The sequence below is a fragment of the Paractinoplanes durhamensis genome (assembly GCF_016862175.1).
Lineage (GTDB): Bacteria > Actinomycetota > Actinomycetes > Mycobacteriales > Micromonosporaceae > Actinoplanes > Actinoplanes durhamensis.
On record NZ_BOML01000058.1, the window covers coordinates 90394 to 108593 of the forward strand.

13 protein-coding genes are annotated in these 18200 nt (G+C 70.9%); 6 read left to right on the forward strand and 7 right to left on the reverse strand.

What is annotated here, in order from left to right; genetic code table 11:
- Positions 1–198: 198 nt before the first annotated feature.
- A complete protein-coding gene (locus tag Adu01nite_RS35845; protein WP_203733746.1) occupies positions 199–696 on the forward strand; it encodes an inorganic diphosphatase in 498 nt (165 codons plus the stop codon).
- Between the two features lie 243 nt (positions 697–939).
- Here the strand turns inward: Adu01nite_RS35845 and eccD are convergent, their stop codons facing one another.
- Complete coding sequence (eccD, locus tag Adu01nite_RS35850) at positions 940–2361, reverse strand: type VII secretion integral membrane protein EccD (RefSeq protein ID WP_203733747.1); 1422 nt, start codon at positions 2359–2361, stop codon at positions 940–942.
- Positions 2362–2571: 210 nt separating this feature from the next.
- On the opposite strand from eccD, the gene eccCa reads away from it, so the two are divergent.
- Complete coding sequence (gene eccCa, locus Adu01nite_RS35855) at positions 2572–6546, forward strand: type VII secretion protein EccCa (protein WP_203733748.1); 3975 nt, start codon at positions 2572–2574, stop codon at positions 6544–6546.
- Positions 6547–6725: 179 nt separating this feature from the next.
- Positions 6726–7982, forward strand: coding sequence for a type VII secretion-associated serine protease mycosin (mycP, locus tag Adu01nite_RS35860; protein ID WP_239132948.1), 1257 nt, complete (start codon positions 6726–6728; stop codon positions 7980–7982).
- 369 nt (positions 7983–8351) lie between these two features.
- Here the strand turns inward: mycP and Adu01nite_RS35865 are convergent, their stop codons facing one another.
- From Adu01nite_RS35865 to Adu01nite_RS35885, 5 genes are read right to left on the reverse strand one after another with little or no spacing between them, the layout of a single operon-like run.
- Complete coding sequence (locus tag Adu01nite_RS35865; protein WP_203733750.1) at positions 8352–9533, reverse strand: MarP family serine protease; 1182 nt, start codon at positions 9531–9533, stop codon at positions 8352–8354.
- A gap of 34 nt (positions 9534–9567) precedes the next feature.
- Positions 9568–10278: an NUDIX hydrolase gene (locus tag Adu01nite_RS35870; protein WP_203733751.1), complete on the reverse strand. Its 711-nt coding sequence runs from the start codon at positions 10276–10278 to the stop codon at positions 9568–9570.
- Entirely contained in the window at positions 10275–10829 is a 555-nt protein-coding gene (locus Adu01nite_RS35875; RefSeq protein WP_203733752.1) for a TlpA family protein disulfide reductase, read from the reverse strand. Before Adu01nite_RS35875 ends, Adu01nite_RS35870 begins: the two co-directional genes overlap by 4 nt.
- Positions 10826–11629 (reverse strand): endonuclease III, encoded by an 804-nt coding sequence (gene nth, locus Adu01nite_RS35880; protein ID WP_203733753.1) that lies wholly within the window; start codon positions 11627–11629, stop codon positions 10826–10828. The genes Adu01nite_RS35875 and nth overlap by 4 nt, the downstream gene beginning before the upstream one ends.
- Positions 11630–11664: 35 nt before the next feature.
- Positions 11665–12849: a CapA family protein gene (locus Adu01nite_RS35885; protein ID WP_203733754.1), complete on the reverse strand. Its 1185-nt coding sequence runs from the start codon at positions 12847–12849 to the stop codon at positions 11665–11667.
- Between the two features lie 206 nt (positions 12850–13055).
- Between Adu01nite_RS35885 and Adu01nite_RS35890 the strand changes: the two genes are divergently transcribed.
- The 3 genes from Adu01nite_RS35890 (at position 13056) to Adu01nite_RS35900 (ending at position 17254) form a co-directional block, all read left to right on the forward strand.
- On the forward strand, positions 13056–13733 hold the full coding sequence (locus Adu01nite_RS35890; RefSeq protein WP_020515203.1) for a Crp/Fnr family transcriptional regulator: 678 nt from the start codon (positions 13056–13058) through the stop codon (positions 13731–13733).
- Between the two features lie 192 nt (positions 13734–13925).
- Entirely contained in the window at positions 13926–15251 is a 1326-nt protein-coding gene (locus Adu01nite_RS35895) for a carboxyl transferase domain-containing protein (protein ID WP_203733755.1), read from the forward strand.
- Complete coding sequence (locus Adu01nite_RS35900; protein ID WP_203733756.1) at positions 15248–17254, forward strand: ATP-binding protein; 2007 nt, start codon at positions 15248–15250, stop codon at positions 17252–17254. Before Adu01nite_RS35895 ends, Adu01nite_RS35900 begins: the two co-directional genes overlap by 4 nt.
- Here the strand turns inward: Adu01nite_RS35900 and Adu01nite_RS35905 are convergent.
- Entirely contained in the window at positions 17231–18184 is a 954-nt protein-coding gene (locus Adu01nite_RS35905; RefSeq protein WP_203733757.1) for a serine/threonine-protein kinase, read from the reverse strand. The two genes, Adu01nite_RS35900 and Adu01nite_RS35905, sit on opposite strands and share 24 nt — an antisense overlap.
- Positions 18185–18200 lie beyond the last annotated feature (16 nt).

Sequence of the window (18200 nt, forward strand, 5' to 3'; positions counted from 1 at the left end):
GGCGCGTCGTCAAGAACGGACGCGTTGTGTGAATCTTGCCTCCCCACGCGCCCCTCCTCTTCCGCCGCGCGAGACTTAGGGGAGACTAGCGACATCCGGCACATCGTTGCGCGCGGATCCGGTAGGCATTGATTTCCTGCCGCGGTTCCCCGCCGTAGTGACCGGCATTTTTCGGTGGGCGAGTCAAGGGAGCTAACTATGGATTTCGACGTTCTGGTTGAGATCCCCAAGGGCCAGCGCAACAAGTACGAGGTCGACCACAAGACCGGCCGGATCCGGCTCGACCGGACCCTCTTCACGGCGACGCAGTACCCGGCCGACTACGGCTTCATCGAGGGCACCCTCGGTCAGGACGGCGACCCGCTCGACGCCCTGGTCCTGGTGCAGGAGCCGACGTTCCCGGGCTGCCTGATCCGGGCCCGCGCGATCGGCATGTTCCGGATGAGCGACGAAAAGGGCCGCGACGACAAGGTCCTGTGCGTCCCCTACGAGGACCCCCGCCAGGAGCACCTGCGGGACATTCACCACCTGGGCGAGTTCGACCGGATGGAGATCCAGCACTTCTTCACGGTCTACAAGGACCTCGAGCCGGGCAAGTCGGTCGAGGGCGCGACCTGGACGGGTCGTGTCGAGGCCGAGGAGGAGATCCGGGCGTCGTTCAAGCGCGCCGAGGCCCTCGAGGATCACGACCACTGACACCCGCCCCGGTCGCTTCCCCTTCTTGATGCGGCCGGATCAAGTGCCGCGGTGTGATCCACCGGAGGCCGGGTCCGGCTGTTTCTTCCCCCGCCGATGCGAATCGAACGCGGGCGGCCATTGGCCGCCCGCGTTTTCGTTCTTGGGAGCGATCCCGAGATCGAAAGAGCCATTTCGATCTCGGGCCACGATCGTTTCGGCACAATGACCGGAAACCGGCCGATCGACCAATGAGGACGGCCGTCAGATGCTGCCGACCGCGTCGTAGAGGCCGACCACCGCACACGCCACCGGGATCACCGACACCACGACCAGGGTGTCGACGATGTCGGCGGCCCGCCCGAGGTAGGGCGACGGCGGCTTGCGGGAGTAGGTGGCGCCGCCCGCGACGGTGACGACGGCCAGCGCCAGCGCCACCGCGACCAGCGTGATCAGAACCGTGCCGTTCGCGCTCAGCAGCAGGTTGACGCCGAGGCAGAAGATGCCGATCAGGCCGCCGATCACCAGCGGCACCCGCTGCCGCAGGGTGACGAAGAGCCGGGACCGGAGCAGCAGCGACGCCGCCGCGACGCCGGCCAGGATGCGCGCCGACAGCGAGCTGGACGTGGCGAGCGTCAGGAACGCGAAGCCGGCCAGCACCGCGTGGCCGAGCAGCATGCCGGCCAGCAACTCCTCGGTGCGGGTCACGGCCGCGAAGACGGTCGCCCGGTCGGGCCGCTCGCGGGCCGCGTCCAGGCTCGAGCCGGCCGCGGTGAAACCGGCCGACGCGTCGGTGCCGGTCGGCAGGGTGACCGGCGGGGTGGGCATCTTGCCGAACCGGATGGACAGCAGCGGCAGCACGCCGATCCCGCAGACCAGCACGGAGAGCAGCACCGCGGCGGCACCGGCGGCCGAGGTGATCATGCTCACCAGGGCGGTGAGCGCACCCAGCAGGCCGACCACCGAACCGGCGGTGAACAGGCGCAGCGAGGCGGCCACGCCGACCCCGCCGAGCGCGGCCACGATCAGCAGCGCCACCGAGCCGGCCAGCAGCTCGGAGTCGCCGAGCCAGGGCACCAGCGGCACCACCCCGACCCGGTCGGTCGAGCCGACCAGAACGGCGGCACCGGCGAACGCGAACGGCATCGCGTAGGCGCCGAGGGCCGAACCGGCGCGGGCATCGCCGTACGCCCGGGACGCGGTGACCCCGGCCAGCGCGAGGATCACCGCGACGGTGAGACCGGCGATGGCGCCGGCATTCCAGGCCGGGCCGGCGAGCAGCACCGCGATCAGGCCGAGCAGGAGCAGCACACCGGCGCCGGCCAGGGTGGCGGTGCGGGTGGAGGCCGGGGTCCAGGAGCTGCCACGACGGCGGGCACCCTCGGCGATCGCCTCGACGACATCGTCGTACTCCAGCTCGGGCCACTCGTTGTGGGCCGGCACGAGGTGGAGCACTTCCCCATCCCGTACACCCTGGGGGAAAAGACCTTGGGACGTGCTCAGCGCGGCGCCGTCGGTGCGCCGCAGCACCCACCCACCGTGTTTCTCGCCGTCGTCGGCGAGTCCCTCGCCGGCGTGGCGGAGCACTTCGGGCAGCAGCTCGGCCAGCGCGACGTGCTCGGGAAGAGCGACGTCGACGCGGCGGTGCGGAGCGCTGATGGTGACCCTCGCCAGACCGACGCTCACGCGTTCACCACCGATGTCGGGACCGCGGGAAGACCCTTGAGCCGGATCATTCGCTCTCTCCTATGGCTCATGACTCTTTTCCCATCGATGGCTACGAGGCTGCGGAACTGCTCGCACTTTACCTACCATGGGCGCGAAGCGATGTCCGGTAACGGCGTCGCGGACGGGGGGTGACCACACACCCTTGTGGACGAAAGGGATATTCCAGGCATGAGCACGGTGGTGATCAAACGGGCGGCGCGCCGTCCGTCCCCGGAGATTCCAACCGGAGAGATCGCTGTCGAGCCGCCTCCGGAGATCCCGCAGAGCGCGGGCGGACGCTGGCAGCAGGCGATGATGGCGCTGCCGATGCTGGGCGGCTCGGTGGCGATGGCGATGATGATGGGCCAGGGTCGCAGCGGTCCATATTCCTACGTGATCGGTGGCCTCTTCGGCGTCTCGTCGATCGCCATGCTGACCACCAGTTTCGGCTCCTCCGGCTCGCCGAAGAAGGCGGAGATGATGGCCGCCCGCCGGGAGTATCTGCGGCATCTGTCCGGCCTGCGCCGCCGGGTCCGGGAGACCGCGACCAAGCAGCGGGTCGGCCTGCTCTACCGGCATCCCGAGCCGACCCAGCTCTGGTCCACGGCCGGCAGCCACCGGGTCTGGGAGCGCCGCCCGGTCGACCCCGACTTCGGTGTGGTGCGCCTCGCCGTCGGCCCGCAGACCCTGGCCACCCCGCTGATCCCGCCGGTGACCCGCCCGCTCGACGAGCTCGAGCCGATGACCGCCGGTGCGCTGCGCCGCTTCCTGGATGCCTATTCGGTGGTCCCCGACCTGCCGGTGGCGGCGTCGCTGCGCGGCTTCGCCCGGGTCTTCCTCCGCGGCGCCGGGCCGGGCGGCGAGGCGGACGCGCGCGCCCTGACCCGGGCCGTGATCTGCCAGCTCGCCACGTTCCACGCGCCCGACGACATGATCGTGGCGATCTGCGCCGGGCCGGACCGCCGGGCCGAGTGGGAATGGGTGAAGTGGCTGCCGCACAACCTTCATCCGTCCCGCACCGACGCGCTCGGGCACGTCCGGCTGGTCGCGAGCACCGGTCCGGACCTGGAGAAGCTGCTCGAAGACGTGATCGGCAACCGGCCGCGGTTCAACCCGGCCGGGGCCGGCAACAGCTCACCGCACGTGGTGATCGTGCTGGACGGCATCAACCTCAAGGGCGCCACCCAGCTCGACGACGGCATCGACGGCGTGACCGTGCTCGACCTCGACGAGCAGCCACCGCGCCTGCTGGACCGGTCGCTGCTGGTGCTCGAGGTGCAGCACGCGCACGGCCGCCGGGTGCTGAACACCTACGCGATGGACCACGAGGCCGAGGTGGGCACGCCCGACCGGCTCAGCGTGCCGCAGGCCGAGGCGGTGGCCCGCCGGTTGTCCCCGCTGCGGCTGGGCGCCATGTCCAAGTCGTCGGACACTCCGCTGTCCACCGAGATGGGCCTGGCCGAGCTGCTCGGGCTCGGCGATCCGGAGCTGTTCAGCGTCGCGCAGAGCTGGGCGCCCCGGCCCAACCGCGACAAGCTGAGGGTGCCGATCGGACTGGGCGCCGACGGCAGTGCGATCGAGCTCGACCTCAAGGAGTCCGCCCAGGACGGCATGGGCCCGCACGGCCTGCTGATCGGCGCCACCGGTTCCGGTAAGTCGGAGCTGCTGCGCACGCTGGTGATGGCGCTGGCCGCGACCCACTCGTCCGAGACGCTGAACTTCGTGCTGATCGACTTCAAGGGCGGCGCGACCTTCTCCTCGCTCGACCGCCTGCCGCACACCGCCGCCGTGATCACCAACCTCGCCGACGAGCTGGTGCTGGTCGACCGCATGGTGGATGCGATCGACGGCGAGCTGGTCCGCCGGCAGGAGGTGCTGCGCAAGGCGGGCAACTACGCTTCGCTGCGCGATTATGAGAAGGCCCGGGCCGGCGGCGCCGCGCTGCCACCGCTGCCGTCGCTGCTGGTGATCTGCGACGAGTTCTCCGAGCTGCTCAGCGCCAAGCCCGACTTCATCGACCTGTTCGTCCAGATCGGACGGCTCGGCCGCTCGCTCGGCGTGCACCTGCTGCTCGCCAGCCAGCGGCTCGAGGAGGGCCGGCTGCGCGGTCTCGACACCCACCTGTCCTACCGGGTCGGCCTGCGGACCTTCTCGGCCCTGGAGTCGCGGGCCGTGCTGGGCGTGCCGGATGCGTACGAGTTGCCGCGCTCCCCCGGTCACGGCTACCTGAAGTTCGGCACCGAGCCGCTGCTGCGCTTCAAGGCGGCGTATGTGTCGGGGCCGATGCGCAAGGCCGCCCGGGCCGCGGCCGGTGGCGCCGGCGCGGTGCCGCAGGTCCTGGAATATTCGACCCGCTACGTCCCGGTGCCCAAGCCGGCCAAGCCGGTGCAGGCGCAGCCCGAGGAGCTCCCGGCCGGCGAGAGCGTGCTCGACGTGCTGGTCGACCGGCTCAACGGCCAGGGCCCGCCCGCGCACCAGGTGTGGCTGCCGCCGCTCAACCAGTCGTCGGCCCTCGACGAGCTGCTCGGCCCGGTGGTCGCCGACCCGACCCGCGGCCTGGCCTTCGCCAACCCCGAGCTGCACGGCGCCCTGCAGGTGCCGATCGCGCTGGTCGACAAGCCGCGCGAGCAGCTGCGCGACGTGATGTGGCTGCAGCTGGCCGGCGCGGCCGGCCACGTGGCGGTGGTCGGGTCCACGTTGTCCGGTAAGTCGACCGCGCTGCGGTCGATGGTCTGCGGGCTCGCCCTGACCCACACCCCGGCCGAGGTGCAGGTCTACTGCCTCGACTTCGGCGGCGGCTCGCTCGGCACGCTGCGCGACCTGCCGCACGTCGGCGGTGTCTCCGGCCGGCTCGACACGGTCGGCGTGCGGCGTACGGTCGGCGAGATCTCCACGCTGCTCAGCGAGCGCGAGGCGCGGTTCGCGACGATGGCGATCGACTCGATGGCGTCCTACCGGCGGCGCCGGGCGAACGCGGCCGACCTCGGCGGCGCGGCCGACACCGACCCGTTCGGCGACGTGTTCCTGGTGGTCGACGGCTGGTCGACGCTGCGCAAGGAATACGAGGAGCTCGAGTCGGTGATCACCGACATCGCCACCCGCGGTCTGTCCTACGGCATCCACGTGGTGGCCTCGACGTCGCGCTGGATGGACTTCCGGCCGGCGATCCGCGACCTGTTCGGCTCCCGGGTGGAGCTGCGGCTGGGCGACCCGAGCGACTCGGCAATCAACCGGCGGGCCGCGATGACCGTGCCGGAGAAGGCCGGCCGCGGCATCGCCGAGCACCCGACCGACAAGAACAAGTTCCTGCACCTGCTCACCGTGCGTCCCGAGCTGAGCACGATGGCCGACACCAACGCCCTGGTGAAGGCGATCGCCACCAACTGGCACGGCCCGCTCGCCCCGCGGGTGCGGATGCTGCCCGCCTCGGTGCCGTACGCCGAGATGGACCTCAACCGCAGCACCGCGCTGCGGCTGCCGATCGGCATCTCCGAGGCCGACCTGCAGCAGGTCGAGATCGACTTCGCGTCCGATCCGCACTTCCTGCTCTTCGGTGACGCCGAGTGCGGCAAGAGCTCGTTCCTGCGCTCGCTCGCCACCTCGGTGATCCGGCGGTTCTCGCCGGAGGAGGCCCGGCTCATCCTGGTCGACTACCGGCGCAGCCTGATGGACCTGCCCGAGTCGGAACACCGCATCGGCTACGGCATCCAGGCGGCGAAGACGCTCGAGCTGATGCAGTCGGTGGCCGGCTACATGGAGCGCCGTCTGCCCGGCCCCGACGTCACCGCCCAGCAGCTGCGCGATCGGTCATGGTGGACCGGCCCGGAGCTGTTCGTGCTCGTCGACGACTACGACCTGGTCGCGGCCGGCCCGACCAACCCGTTGACCCCGCTGCTCGAATACCTTCCGCAGGCCCGCGATGTCGGCCTGCACCTGGTGCTCACCCGGCGGGCCGGCGGTGCGAGCCGATCGCTGTTCGAGCCGGTCATCCAGCGGCTGCGGGAATTGTCGGCGCCGGGCATGGTCATGTCCGGTCCGTCCGATGAGGGCGCCCTGATCGGAAATGTCCGGCCGACCCTGCTACCACCAGGCCGTGGCCGATTGCTCACCCGTCGTGAGGGGATTCGGCTCGTGCAGCTGGCTCATCTCCCGCCGTACGCGTAGGGCCGGAAAATTAACAGACTCCCGGTGCGATATGGACCGACCGGCCACACCTATAACGCGAGCTTTCGGAGTAATCTGCATCGACCGTCCGGGATTGGATTATCGATGCGACCGAAGGCTGCGAGCGTGATTCCCCGGCCCGCCAGGGCGCGATGGCGCGCACCCGTCGGCGGTGGTCCTTGCTGAGCCCACGCCGTCTTGTGGCCGCCGCGCTCGCCGGTTTCGTCGGGCTGGGCGCACCGGCCGCCCCGGCCCTCGCGACGCCCGCCCCGGTTGCCGAGCCGTCCAACCCACTGGTCGGCGACCCGGTCCGCGACGATCAGTGGTATCTGAAGACGCTCGGCGTCCCCGAGGCGTGGACGTATGCGAGCGGCGCCGGCGTCACCGTCGCCGTCATCGACTCGGGCGTCGACTCCACCCATCCCGACCTGCAGGGCCAGGTTCTGCCCGGCCTCGACCTGGTCGACCCGAAGGGCGACGGCGACACCGACCTGGTCGGCCACGGCACCACGGTCTCGGCGATCATCGCGGGCCGCGGCGACGACACCGCCGGCGTCATCGGCATGGCGCCCCAGGCGAAGATCCTGCCGGTGCGCGTCCTCGACGAGGAAAACCGCTACAACGACGCGATCGTGGTGGCCAAGGGCGTCCGCTGGGCGGTCGACAACGGCGCCAAGGTGATCAACCTGTCGCTCGGCGGCAGCGGCAGCAGCGCGACCCTGGCCGCGGCCATCGACTACGCGTTCGCCAAGGACGTCGTCGTGGTGGCCTGCACCGGCAATACGAGCGCGTCGTCCGACACCGAGGTTTGGTATCCGGCACGCGAGCCCGGCGTGATCGCGGTGGCCGGCATGGAGAAGGACAACGCCGCCCTCTGGTCCGGCTCGATCACCGGCAAGGAGACCGTGGTGACCGCCCCGGCCACGCAGCTGGTCGGCGCCCGCAACGGCGGCGACTACTGGCGGGTGCAGGGCACCAGCTTCGCGTCGCCGATGGTCGCCGGCACGGTCGCGCTGATCCGGTCCCGCTGGCCCACGATGCCGGCCGGCGAAGTGATCAACCGGATCATCCACACCGCCAAGGACCAGGGCCCGGCCGGCCGCGACGCCACCTACGGCTTCGGCGAGATCAACCCGACCGGCGCACTGACCGCCGACGTCCCCGCCATCTTCGAGAACCCGCTGGACACGTCGCCGTCACCGGGCGTCGCCCGCTTCGGCAGCGCCCCGGCCTCCGGCCAGGCCCAGTCGGCCCCCGACGGCGCCACCACCGGCGGCCCCACCGCACCGAACGCGGCCGCCGCCGGCCAGGCCGCCTCCCCCGCCACGGTCACGCCTCCGTCACCGCAGCGAGCATGGTGGCTGGCAGGCTTGCTGTTCCTGATCTCCGCACTAGCGGCAACCCTGACCGTCCGCCGCTTCGCCCACACGACCTGACGCCGCGCCACCCGCCTCGCGCCGCCCCGCGCCACCTGCCCCGCGCCGCCCCGCGCCGCCCTGGCCGGATTACGAAGCAAGGCAGGCGACTGCTCCGCTGTGCGCAGCACGAGGCCCGACCAGGTGTTTCGCGCCCTTTGCTCTGCACACATAGACGCGCTGCTCTGCGCACATAGACGCGCTGCTCTGCGCACCTTCAGGGGCGAGCAGAGCAGCGCGTAATGGTGCGCAGAGCGACGAGGTGCGAAGTCCGGGTGGGGCCGGGTCCGCCGGGCGGATCGAGAACGACGATCGTCAAATGCCCGCCGGCTCGCCTCATCAGCGCGACATGAAAGGGCAAGGCCCCCGGTCGCCCGGCGGCTTGGGGGGTCAGGCGCAGTCGGAGGTGGAGACTCCGCGGGTGCGGTTGATGCCGGCCTGGGCGACCGGGGCCGCCTCGTTGGCGGTCAGGGCGAAGCCGGTGTATTTGTCGTCGGCCGCGGCCGCGAAGATCACGCCGAGCACCTGGCCGGTCGGGGAGATCAGTGGGCCGCCCGAGTTGCCGCTGCGGACCAGCGCCCGAATCGTGTAGATCTCCCGGGTGACGTCGCCGGAGTCGTAGATGTCCGGGCCGGTGATGTTGCCGACGTCGGCGACCCGGGCGGACTGGGCGTCGTAGGGCCCGTCCTGCGGATAGCCGAGGACGATCGCGCCGGCGCCGGAAGCGGCCTGCTTGGACAGGAACGGCATGATCGGCGCCTTCAGCCCGGGCACGTAGATCACCGCAAGGTCGCGCTCGGGGTCGTAGACGACCACCTTGCCGTCGAGGCGGTCGCCGTCCTCCTCGACCACGTCGACCTCGCGGGTGCCGGCCACCACGTGCGCGTTGGTCATCACGCGTTCGTTGGCGTAGACGAAGCCGGAGCCCTCGATCCGCCGCGAGCAGCTCGGCGCGGTGCCCAGCACCTTGATCACCGAACTCTGCGACTTCTGGACGATCTGCGAGCCCTTGAGCTTCGGGTCCGGCTCGGCCACCTCTTTGGTGTTGGTCGGCGCGAGGCCGCCGAACACGTCGGGGAAGCCGCTGGTGTCGAGGGTGTCCCGCAACGCCTTGGAGAGAGCCTGGGCTTCCTGCGGCATCACGCTGTTGATGCCGGTGAGGATCGAGCTGTTGCGCACCGCCGCGTTGAGCCCCTGGAACGGGGTGGAGGCGAGCGGCACCGCGATCAGCCAGGCCACGAGCAGCACGGCGACCAGCGAGATGAACGCGCCACCGGCATCGTCGAGCTGCTGCAGCGGCTTGCTGGAGATCGCCCGCCGCAGGTGGGTGCCGAGCCAGCCGGCCAGGGTCTGGCCGAGCACCGCCAGCGCGAAGATGCAGCCGAGCGAGACGACCAGCCGGGCGGTCGCGTCGGTGAACCGGTCGGCGAGCAGCGGGCCGAGTTGCAACCCGATGAGCACACCACTGAAGAAACCGCCGAAGGACAGGGCTCCGATGACAAACCCCTGGCGATAACCGCTGATCGCGAAGACCAGCATGAGCAGGATCAGGATGCCATCGACCACGAACACTCACTCAGCGTAGAGGCAGCGGGCCAGTGCACGATCATGGCAGAACCTCGTCGGGTGCGCCGCCCCGGGCGGCCGGCACCGGTGCGGACGCGTCCGGTAACTCCACTATGCGACCCGGCTGCCACGATCGCGACCAGCCACCCATGTCGAGCAATGCCGAGATCACCCCTGCCGTGAAGCCCCAGACCAGCAACCCGCGGACCTGGAACGCCGGTCCGACCCAGCCGCTGGGATGTCGCACCCGGATACGGTTCTCCGGGTCGACGAGTTCACTGATCGGCAGCCGTGCGACGTGCGCGACCTCGGCGGGCTGGCGCGGGCTCACCGGGTGCGGGTGGCGCCACCAGGCCAGGACCGGGGTCACCACGAACGAGCTGACCGGGATGTAGAGGTCGGGCAGCAGGGCCAGGGCCTCGGCACCGGCCGGGTCGAGGCCGACCTCCTCCTGTGCCTCGCGCATCGCGGTGGCGACCGCGTCGGCATCCTCCGGGTCGGTGCCGCCACCGGGGAAGGCCGGTTGGCCGGCATGGTTGCGCATGGTGGCCGCACGCTGGAGCACCAGAAGGTCCGGCCCCTCCGCCTCCGTCTCGCCAAGGAGAACCAGGACGGCGCTCGGGCGACCGCCGCCGACCGGCGCGCGCAGGGCGGTGAAGTCTTCGGTGCGGCAGGTGCCGACCCGGGTCAGCAACGGCTCGAACCAGGACGGCAGGCCGTCCGGCCGCGCCAGCAGCCGCCCGCGGCTCATAGCGTCACCGCCACACCGGTGTGCTCCTTGACCATCGCGACCAGCTTGGCCGCGTCGAGCGGGAGGAGGTTGACGTAGGTCTTGCCGGCGGCGTCGAGGAAGACAGTCACCGGCAGGTTGATGCCGCCGACCGCGTTGACCAGCTTCTTGTCCTCGTCGAACAGGGTCGGCATGGTCACGCCCTTGTCGGCGGCGAACGAGGCACCCGCCTCCCGCCCGTCGCCGGTGTCGACGCCGAGCACGGTGAGCCGGTCACCGGCGGTGTCGGCCAGCTGCTGCATGACCGGCAGCTCGCGGCGGCACGGCTCGCACCAGGACGCCCAGAGGTTGATGACCGCGGGCCCGCGCAGCGAGCGCAGGGTGACCCGCTCCTTGCCGGTGAAGCAGGGCAGCTCAAGGTCGGGCAGCGCGTTGGGGGTGGCGGCGGCGGAGCCGGTCAGCGCCGTGCAGGCGGCGAACGGCGCGGGGGTGTCGGTCGACTTGGCCTCGGCGGTGCAGGCACCCAGCAACAACAGGGGCAGGACCGTGGTGACGGAGAAGAGCCGTCTCACGGCGCCTCCGGCACGGTCACCGCGGCCGCCGGGACCAGGTCGGGGTCGACTCCGGCGGCGATCGCCAGCTCCCGGGCGCGCGGGCCCTTGAGCAGCTTGGCCGAGGCGGCCGCCTCGGTCGGGCCGGTGCCGTAGGACGGGCACATCGGGGCCAGCGTGCAGGCACCGCAGGCGGGCTTGCGCGCGTGGCAGACCCGCCGGCCGTGGAAGATCACCCGGTGCGACAGCATGGTCCAGTCGCGCTTCTCGATCAGGTCGGCGACCAGGAACTCGATCTTGACCGGGTCTTCCTCCTGCACCCAGCCGAAGCGGTTGGTCAGCCGGCGGAAGTGGGTGTCGACCGTGATGCCGGGGACGCCGAACGCGTTGCCGAGGACCACGTTGGCCGTCTTGCGGCCGATGCCCGGCAGAGCGACCAGCTGGTCGAGCTTGGCCGGCAGCACGCCGTCGTACTTCTCGACCAGGGTGTGCCCCAGCTTGATCAGCGAGTCGGTCTTGGCCCGGAAGAAGCCGGTCGGGCGCAGCAGCTCTTCCATCTCGGCACGGTCGGCCGAGGCGTAGTCGGCGGCCGTCAGATAGCGCTTGAACAACGCCGGCGTCACCAGGTTGACCCGGACATCGGTGGTCTGCGCGGACAGGATGGTGGCGACCGCGAGCTCGAGCGGGGTGGTGAAGTCGAGCTCGCAATGCGCGTCCGGATGCGTCTCGGCGAGGACCTTGGCCATCTTGCGGGCACGTCGCTTACGCCCGATCGGCGTCTCCCCCGCGAATCGCTTCGCCGACCGCACCTCCTGAGTCACCGGTAAAGAGTACGTCGTGGGTACGACAGGTTTGCCTACGCCGACGCCCGGATCGAGCCGTCCTTACCGATCACCGCCGCGGTGTCCCCGAAATCCTCGTCGCTGAGCTGCGCCACCAGCTTGCGGCCCATCTCCTGGGACGAGTCGCGGGTCGGGAGGCCGACAGAGTTCATGTACGTCGAAAGGAACTGCCCACCGGCGTACGTCCCGTCCTCGGCCAGATCGACGCGCAGGATGCCGCCGTACTTCAGCACGCCGGAGCTGGAGAGCGTCTTCCCGCCGCCGGCGAAGTTCCCGAGGCTGTAGGCGATCAGCTTGCCCTTGTAGAACTCCATGCCGCGCAGCACGTGCGGGCTGTGCCCGACGACCAGGTCGGCCCCGGCGTCGATGACCGCGTGGCTGAACTTGATCGGGTCGCCCCGGTTCTCCCCGTGGAAGATCTCGCTGCCCGGCTTCACGTGCTGCATGCCGGCCCCCTCGGCGCCCATGTGCACCTGCACGACGACCAGGTCGGCCTGCTCCTTGGCCGCCTTGATGACGGTCCGCGAGTGGTCGAGGTCGTTGAGGTTGTTGGCTCCCGCGTACCCGGAGAAGCCGACCACCGCGACCTTGATGCCCTTGACCTCCACCACGGTGATCTCGTCCTGGTTGCCGGTGTACTTGAGGCCGGCGTCGTCGAGGGCGGCCCGGGTGTTCTTGGCGCCCTGGACCCCGAAGTCCTTGGTGTGGTTGTTGGCGAGGTTCATCAGCTGGAACCCGGCGTCCTTGAGGTGGCCGGCGTAGGACGGCGGCGACCGGAAGGCGAAGCAGTTGGGCTCCGGCGGCGAGCCACACTTGGAAGCGCCCGTGTCGTCGGAGAGCGGCTGCTCGAGGTTGCCCATCACGAGGTCGGACTTCAGGCCGGATTTCACCGAGTCGAAGAACCCGTCGCCATTGTCCGGCGGCATCCGGCTGGGCGCGTTGCTCATCATGATGTCGCCGGTGGCGGACAGCGTGATCGTGTCGACCTGCGCCGATTCCGTTTTAGCCGGTTTTGCGGAATTCGCGGCTTTTGCAGGAGTGGCGTCGGGCTGTTGCCATTGCGGCCCCGGAGCCGTTTCCCTATTCGCAAAAGCGACACTTCCGGCACCTATACCGGCCAGCGCCGCCAGCACAATCGTGATAGTAAGGACAGGGCGCCCAAAAAGGCCCGGCCGCGGTGGCGAGGGGTGGGAATTCATCGACGGCGACGATACCTTCAGGTGGCAACGCGGACGACCCGACGAAAGGCCTGTCGTATTCCATCTGGAGCGACGAAAAACACGGCCCGTCACGGTCGGATTGGTTACCCTGCGGTATCTGGATCAAGGGGTGCCTGCCCGATTCCCGCCCGCGTGCGCCTAGACTGATCGAGCGCAGGCGTTGCGCGTGTTCGGAGGTGCGGCAGATGGATGAGGTGCTGGCGCGGAGCGGGATCTTCCAGGGCGTAGACCCGGAAGCCGCCGAGGCGCTCGCCAAGGAGATGGACACGGTCGAGGTCCGCAAGGGCGACGTCCTGTTCAACGAGGGCGAGGCCGGTGACAGTCTGTACATCGTGCTGTCCGGCAAGATCAAGCTGGGTCGCCGCGCGGCGGACGGCCGGCAGAATCTTGTTTCGATCATGGGCCCGTCCGACATGGTCGGCGAGCTGTCCCTCTTCGACCCGGGCCCGCGCACGGCCACCGCGACCGCGGTGACCGATGCCCGGCTGGCCCGGCTCAAGAAGACGTCGCTGCGCCCCTGGCTCAACAACCGGCCGGAAATCGCCGAGCAGTTGCTGCGGGTGCTCGCCCGCCGCTTGCGTCGCACCAACGACGCACTCGCCGACCTGATCTTCACCGACGTGCCCGGCCGGGTCGCGAAAAACCTGCTGCAGATGGCCGGTCGCTTCGGCACCCGCGACGGCGGTGTGTTGCGCGTCACTCACGACCTCACCCAGGAGGAGCTGGCCCAGCTCGTCGGCGCCTCGCGCGAGACGGTGAACAAGGCGCTGGCCGACTTCGCCTCGCGCGCCTGGCTGCGGCTGGACGGCAAGAGCGTGATCATCCTGGATCCTGAGCGCTTGGCCCGCCGCGCTCGCGTCTGACCGATCGAGGGCGTTTGCGGGGGCGGCCCCGCAAACGCCTTGATTACGCCTGAAAAGGCGACAAAGCCGCCGCATTCAGATCCGTGTCGCACCTGCTCGGCCGCTCGTTACGGAGGTGGTCGAGAGTCGAGGGCGAACACGAGAGGGCGCGGCTTTGAACACAGGGGGCGTACAGCGCGGCGGGGTCCCGACGTGACCGTGCTCGACACGGCGATCGACCCGCGTACCCCTGCCTACCTGGAGAGCCGCGGCGTCGCCCTGGAACGGCTCGGCAAGCTCGAGGCAGCGCTCGACGAGGCGCGGGCCGGTGGCGGCGAGAAGGCCGTGACCCGGCACCACGCCCGCGGCAAGCTGCTGCCCCGGGAACGCGTCGAGATGCTGCTCGACCAGGACAGTCCGTTCCTCGAGCTGTCGCCGGCCGCGGCCTGGGGCACCGAGTTCAAGATCGGCGCGGGCGTGGTCACCGGCGTCGGCGTGGTCGAGGGCGTCGAGTGCGTGATCATCGCGACCGACCCGACGGTGCCCGGCAACCCGCTCGACCCGTACCCGGTCGAGAAGATCCGCCGGGCCGCCCGGATCGCCGCGACCAACCGCCTCCCCCTGGTCAACCTGGTCGAGTCGGCCGTCGAATCGGCGGCGGGCGGGCCCCCACCGGGTGCCGGACTGGCCCGCGACCTGGGCCGGCTCACCGTCGACCGGGTGCCCACGTTCTGCGTCGTCTTCGGGCCGACCAGCGGCGACGCCGCCTACCTGCCCGAGCTCTCCGACTACACGATCATGGTGCGCGGGCACGCGCGGACGCTGACCGTCGCGCCGCAGCCGGCCGTCAACGGGAGCGCGCCCACCATGATGCCCGCCCCGGCCGACCAGCTGGCCGAGGACGAGCGGGACGGCCTGCGCCTGGCCCGGCAGTGCGTCCGCCGGCTCAACTGGCGCAAGTGCGGCCCGCTGCCGCGGACGTTCCCGCCGGCCCCGCCCAAATACGACCCCGACGACCTGCTCTCGGTCGCCGGGGCGGAGAAGAAGAACGACCTCGACCCGCGCGAGATCCTCGCCCGGATCCTGGACGGCAGCGACTTCGACGAGTTCAAGCCCACCCTGGGCACCGCACTGGTGGCGGGTTGGGGCGAGCTGCACGGTTACCCGATCGGGGTACTGGCCGGCACCGGCGTCCCGCACTCCGCGGCCGAGGCGCAGAAGGCCGTCCACTTCATCCAGCTCGCCAACGCCACCGACACCACCCTGGTGTTCCTCACCACCCAGTTCGGCCCGACCGAGATCGAGGCGCTGGCGCACTCCGCCGTGCCGCACCTCGCCATCGACACCGGCCGGGCCGGCGATCCTCGCTTCGTCTTCAGCTGGCCGGCCGATCAACCGGCCGGTCGTGATGACGACGGTGTCATCGACCCTCGTGACACCCGTACCGTCCTCGGCCTCTGCCTCTCCGCCGTGCACAGCGCGGTCGTCGAGGGCGCTGGGCACGTCGGCGTGTTCCGTTCCGGAAAGGTAGACCAGTGATCCGACGTTTGTTGGTGGCAGACCGTGGGGAGATCGCCCGCCGGGTGTTCGCCACCTGCCGCCTGGTCGGCATCGAGACGGTCGCCGTCTATTCCGACGCCGATTCTGACGCGCCGCATGTCGGCGAGGCGGACTACGCGGTTCGGCTGGACGGCGGCACCCCCGCCGCCGCATACCTGCGCGGCGACCTGATCATCACGGCCGCGCAGCGGACCGGGGCGAACGCCGTCCACCCCGGCAACGGCCTGCTGGCCGAGGATCCCGACTTCGCGGCCGCGGTCGTCGACGCCGGGATGATCTGGGTGGGTGCGCCCGCCAAGACGCTCGGCACACTACGCAGCAAGAGCGAGACGAAGGCGCTCGTCGCCGAGGCCCGGGTGCCGGTGCTGCCGACCTACAAGGACCCGGCGAAGGTGCCCGAGTTCCCGGTGCTGATCAAGCCGGATGCCGGCATCGGCGGCGCCGGGATGCGGGTGGTCCGGGACGCGGCGACGCTCGCCGAGGCGGTCGCCTCGACCCGGCGCGAGGTGGGCTGCGACGTCTACTGCGAGCCGTACGTCGAGGACGTCCGGCACATCGAGATCCCGATCCTGGCCGACGAGCACGGTTCGGTCGTGCCGTTCGGCGAGCGGGAGTGCTCGGTGCAGCGCCGCTACCAGCAGATCATCGAGGAGACGCCGTCCCCGGCCGTCGATCCGGGGCTGCGCGAGGAGATGTGCCGCGCGGCGATCGTCGCGGTCCGGGCGCTCGGCTACGTCGGCGCCGGTGCCGTCGAGTTCCTGCTCGACCCCCAGGGCGACTTCTGGTTCCTGGAGCTGACCCCGACCCTGCAGGCCGAGCACGCGGTCACCGAGTGCGTCTCCGGCTACGACCTGGTCCGGTTGCAGTTCCTGGTCGCCGAGGGCGGCGTGCTGCCGTTGCCGGGGCCGCCGCCGATCCGGGGGCACGCCATCGAGGTGCGGATCTGCGCCGAGGACCCGGCGTACGCCTGGCTTCCCGCCTCCGGCACCCTGCACCGCTTCGCCGTGCCCGACGTGGCCGGCGTGTTCCGCCCGCTCCCGGCACCCGGGTTGCGCCTGGACGCCGGGGTCGAGGACGGCTCGGTGGTCGGCGTGCACCCGGACCCGACGCTGGCCAAGCTGATCGCCTGGGCGCCGACCCGGCAGGAGGCGGCCCGGATGCTCGCCTCCGCGCTGACCCGCACCCAGCTGCACGGGGTGGCGACCAACCGCGACCTGCTGGTGCGGGTGCTGCGGCACCACTCGTTCCGCACCGGCGACCTGGACACCAACTTCCTCGACCGGCGACCCGAGGTCTTCGCACCCCTGTTGTCCGCCGTCGACGCCGTACGCATCTCGTGCCTTGCCGCCGCCCTGGCCGGAGCCGCCCGACGGCGCGCGACCGCCGCCGTGCTCGGCTCGCTGCCGTCCGGCTGGCGCAACGTGCCGTCGGGCTCGCAGACCGCGGTGTACGAGGGCCCGGCCGGCCCGGTCGAGGTCGGCTACCGGATGGACCGGCATGGCGAGCTGGCCGGCTGGTGGGTGCGCGCGGTCGACCCCGAGGAGCTGGACCTGGCCGGGCTGGGTCAGGCGCCGGTGGTGGACGACCACCCGCGGACCGTGGTGATCGAGGCCGACAACGAGCGGGTGGTGCTGGACGTCAACGGCATCCGGCTGACCTTCAACGTGCACCGGGTCGGCGTGGTGTCGTATGTGGACAGCCCGGAGGGTTCGGTCGCACTGCGCGAGCTGTCCCGCTTCCCGCTGCCCGCCCCGGAGGCGGCCGAGGGCTCGCTGATCGCCCCGCTGCCGGGCGCGGTCCGCCGCGTGCTGGTGGTGCCCGGCCAGCGGGTGCGGGCGGGCGAGCTGCTGCTCACCCTGGAGGCGATGAAGCTGGAGCACCCGGTGCACGCGCCGAGTGCGGGCGTGGTCGCCTCGCTGCCGGTGCACCCGGGCGCCGAGGTCGACACCGGTGAGCTGCTAGCGGTGCTCGATCCCGAGTAGCCCGAGGAACCACCGCTTCTTCGACTGCTTGAGCTGGTGGCGAACGGTCGGGGTGTCGTCGCTGCCGCCGTAGCGCGGCGGCGGCACGTACGGCCGTGTGGTGCCCTCGACGTCGACCTTGGTGAGCAGGTCGCGCAGCTGCTCGGCGGTCGGCCGGGCGGCCGGGTCGTTGTCCATGCCGTAGCGCAGCACCTGGGTGAGCTCGCGCGGCACCCCGGGGATGTCCGGGATCGGCTCGCTGAAGAGGTTCATCAGGGTGATCAGGCTCGGGCTGTGGCCGCTGCCCCAGCGCGGCGGCCGGCCGTGCATCACCGCGTAGAGGGTGGCGCACAGCGCATAGACGTCGACGGCGCCGGTCGGGCTGTCGTGCCGGAACGACTCGGGCGGCGCGTAGGCCGGGGTGAGCACCTCGAGGTTGACCGAGGAGTCGCGCATCTCGCCGAGGACGGCCAGGCCGAAGTCGGCGAGGACGGCCGAGTTGAAGTGCGAGTAGAGGATGTTGGCCGGCTTCACATCGCGGTGCAGGACGCCGTTGGCGTGCGAGTGCACCAGCGCATCGGCGATCTTGATGCCGAGGTCGGACGCTTCGGTGGCGGCCAGCGGGGAACGGCGCATGCGCTCCAGGTACGACCCGTCGCACAGTTCCATGATCAGGTAGGGGTGCTGGTCGACGGTGACGCCCACGTCGAACAGGTCGACCACGTGCGGATGCGACGACATCTTGCCGGCCGCCCGCGCCTCGCGCAGGAAGCGGACCTGGTCGCGATCGCTTTCCAGGCGCCGGTTTTCCATCTTGATGGCGACCTCGCGGCCGACCGAATCCTGGGTCGCGCGGTAGACGGTCGCGTGGCCGCCCCGCGCCATGACCGACAAACCTGACATCCCTGGCACATAGGGGGTCGGCAGTCGTCCTGGCGGGGTATCCGTCATGCCACAGAACTTACGC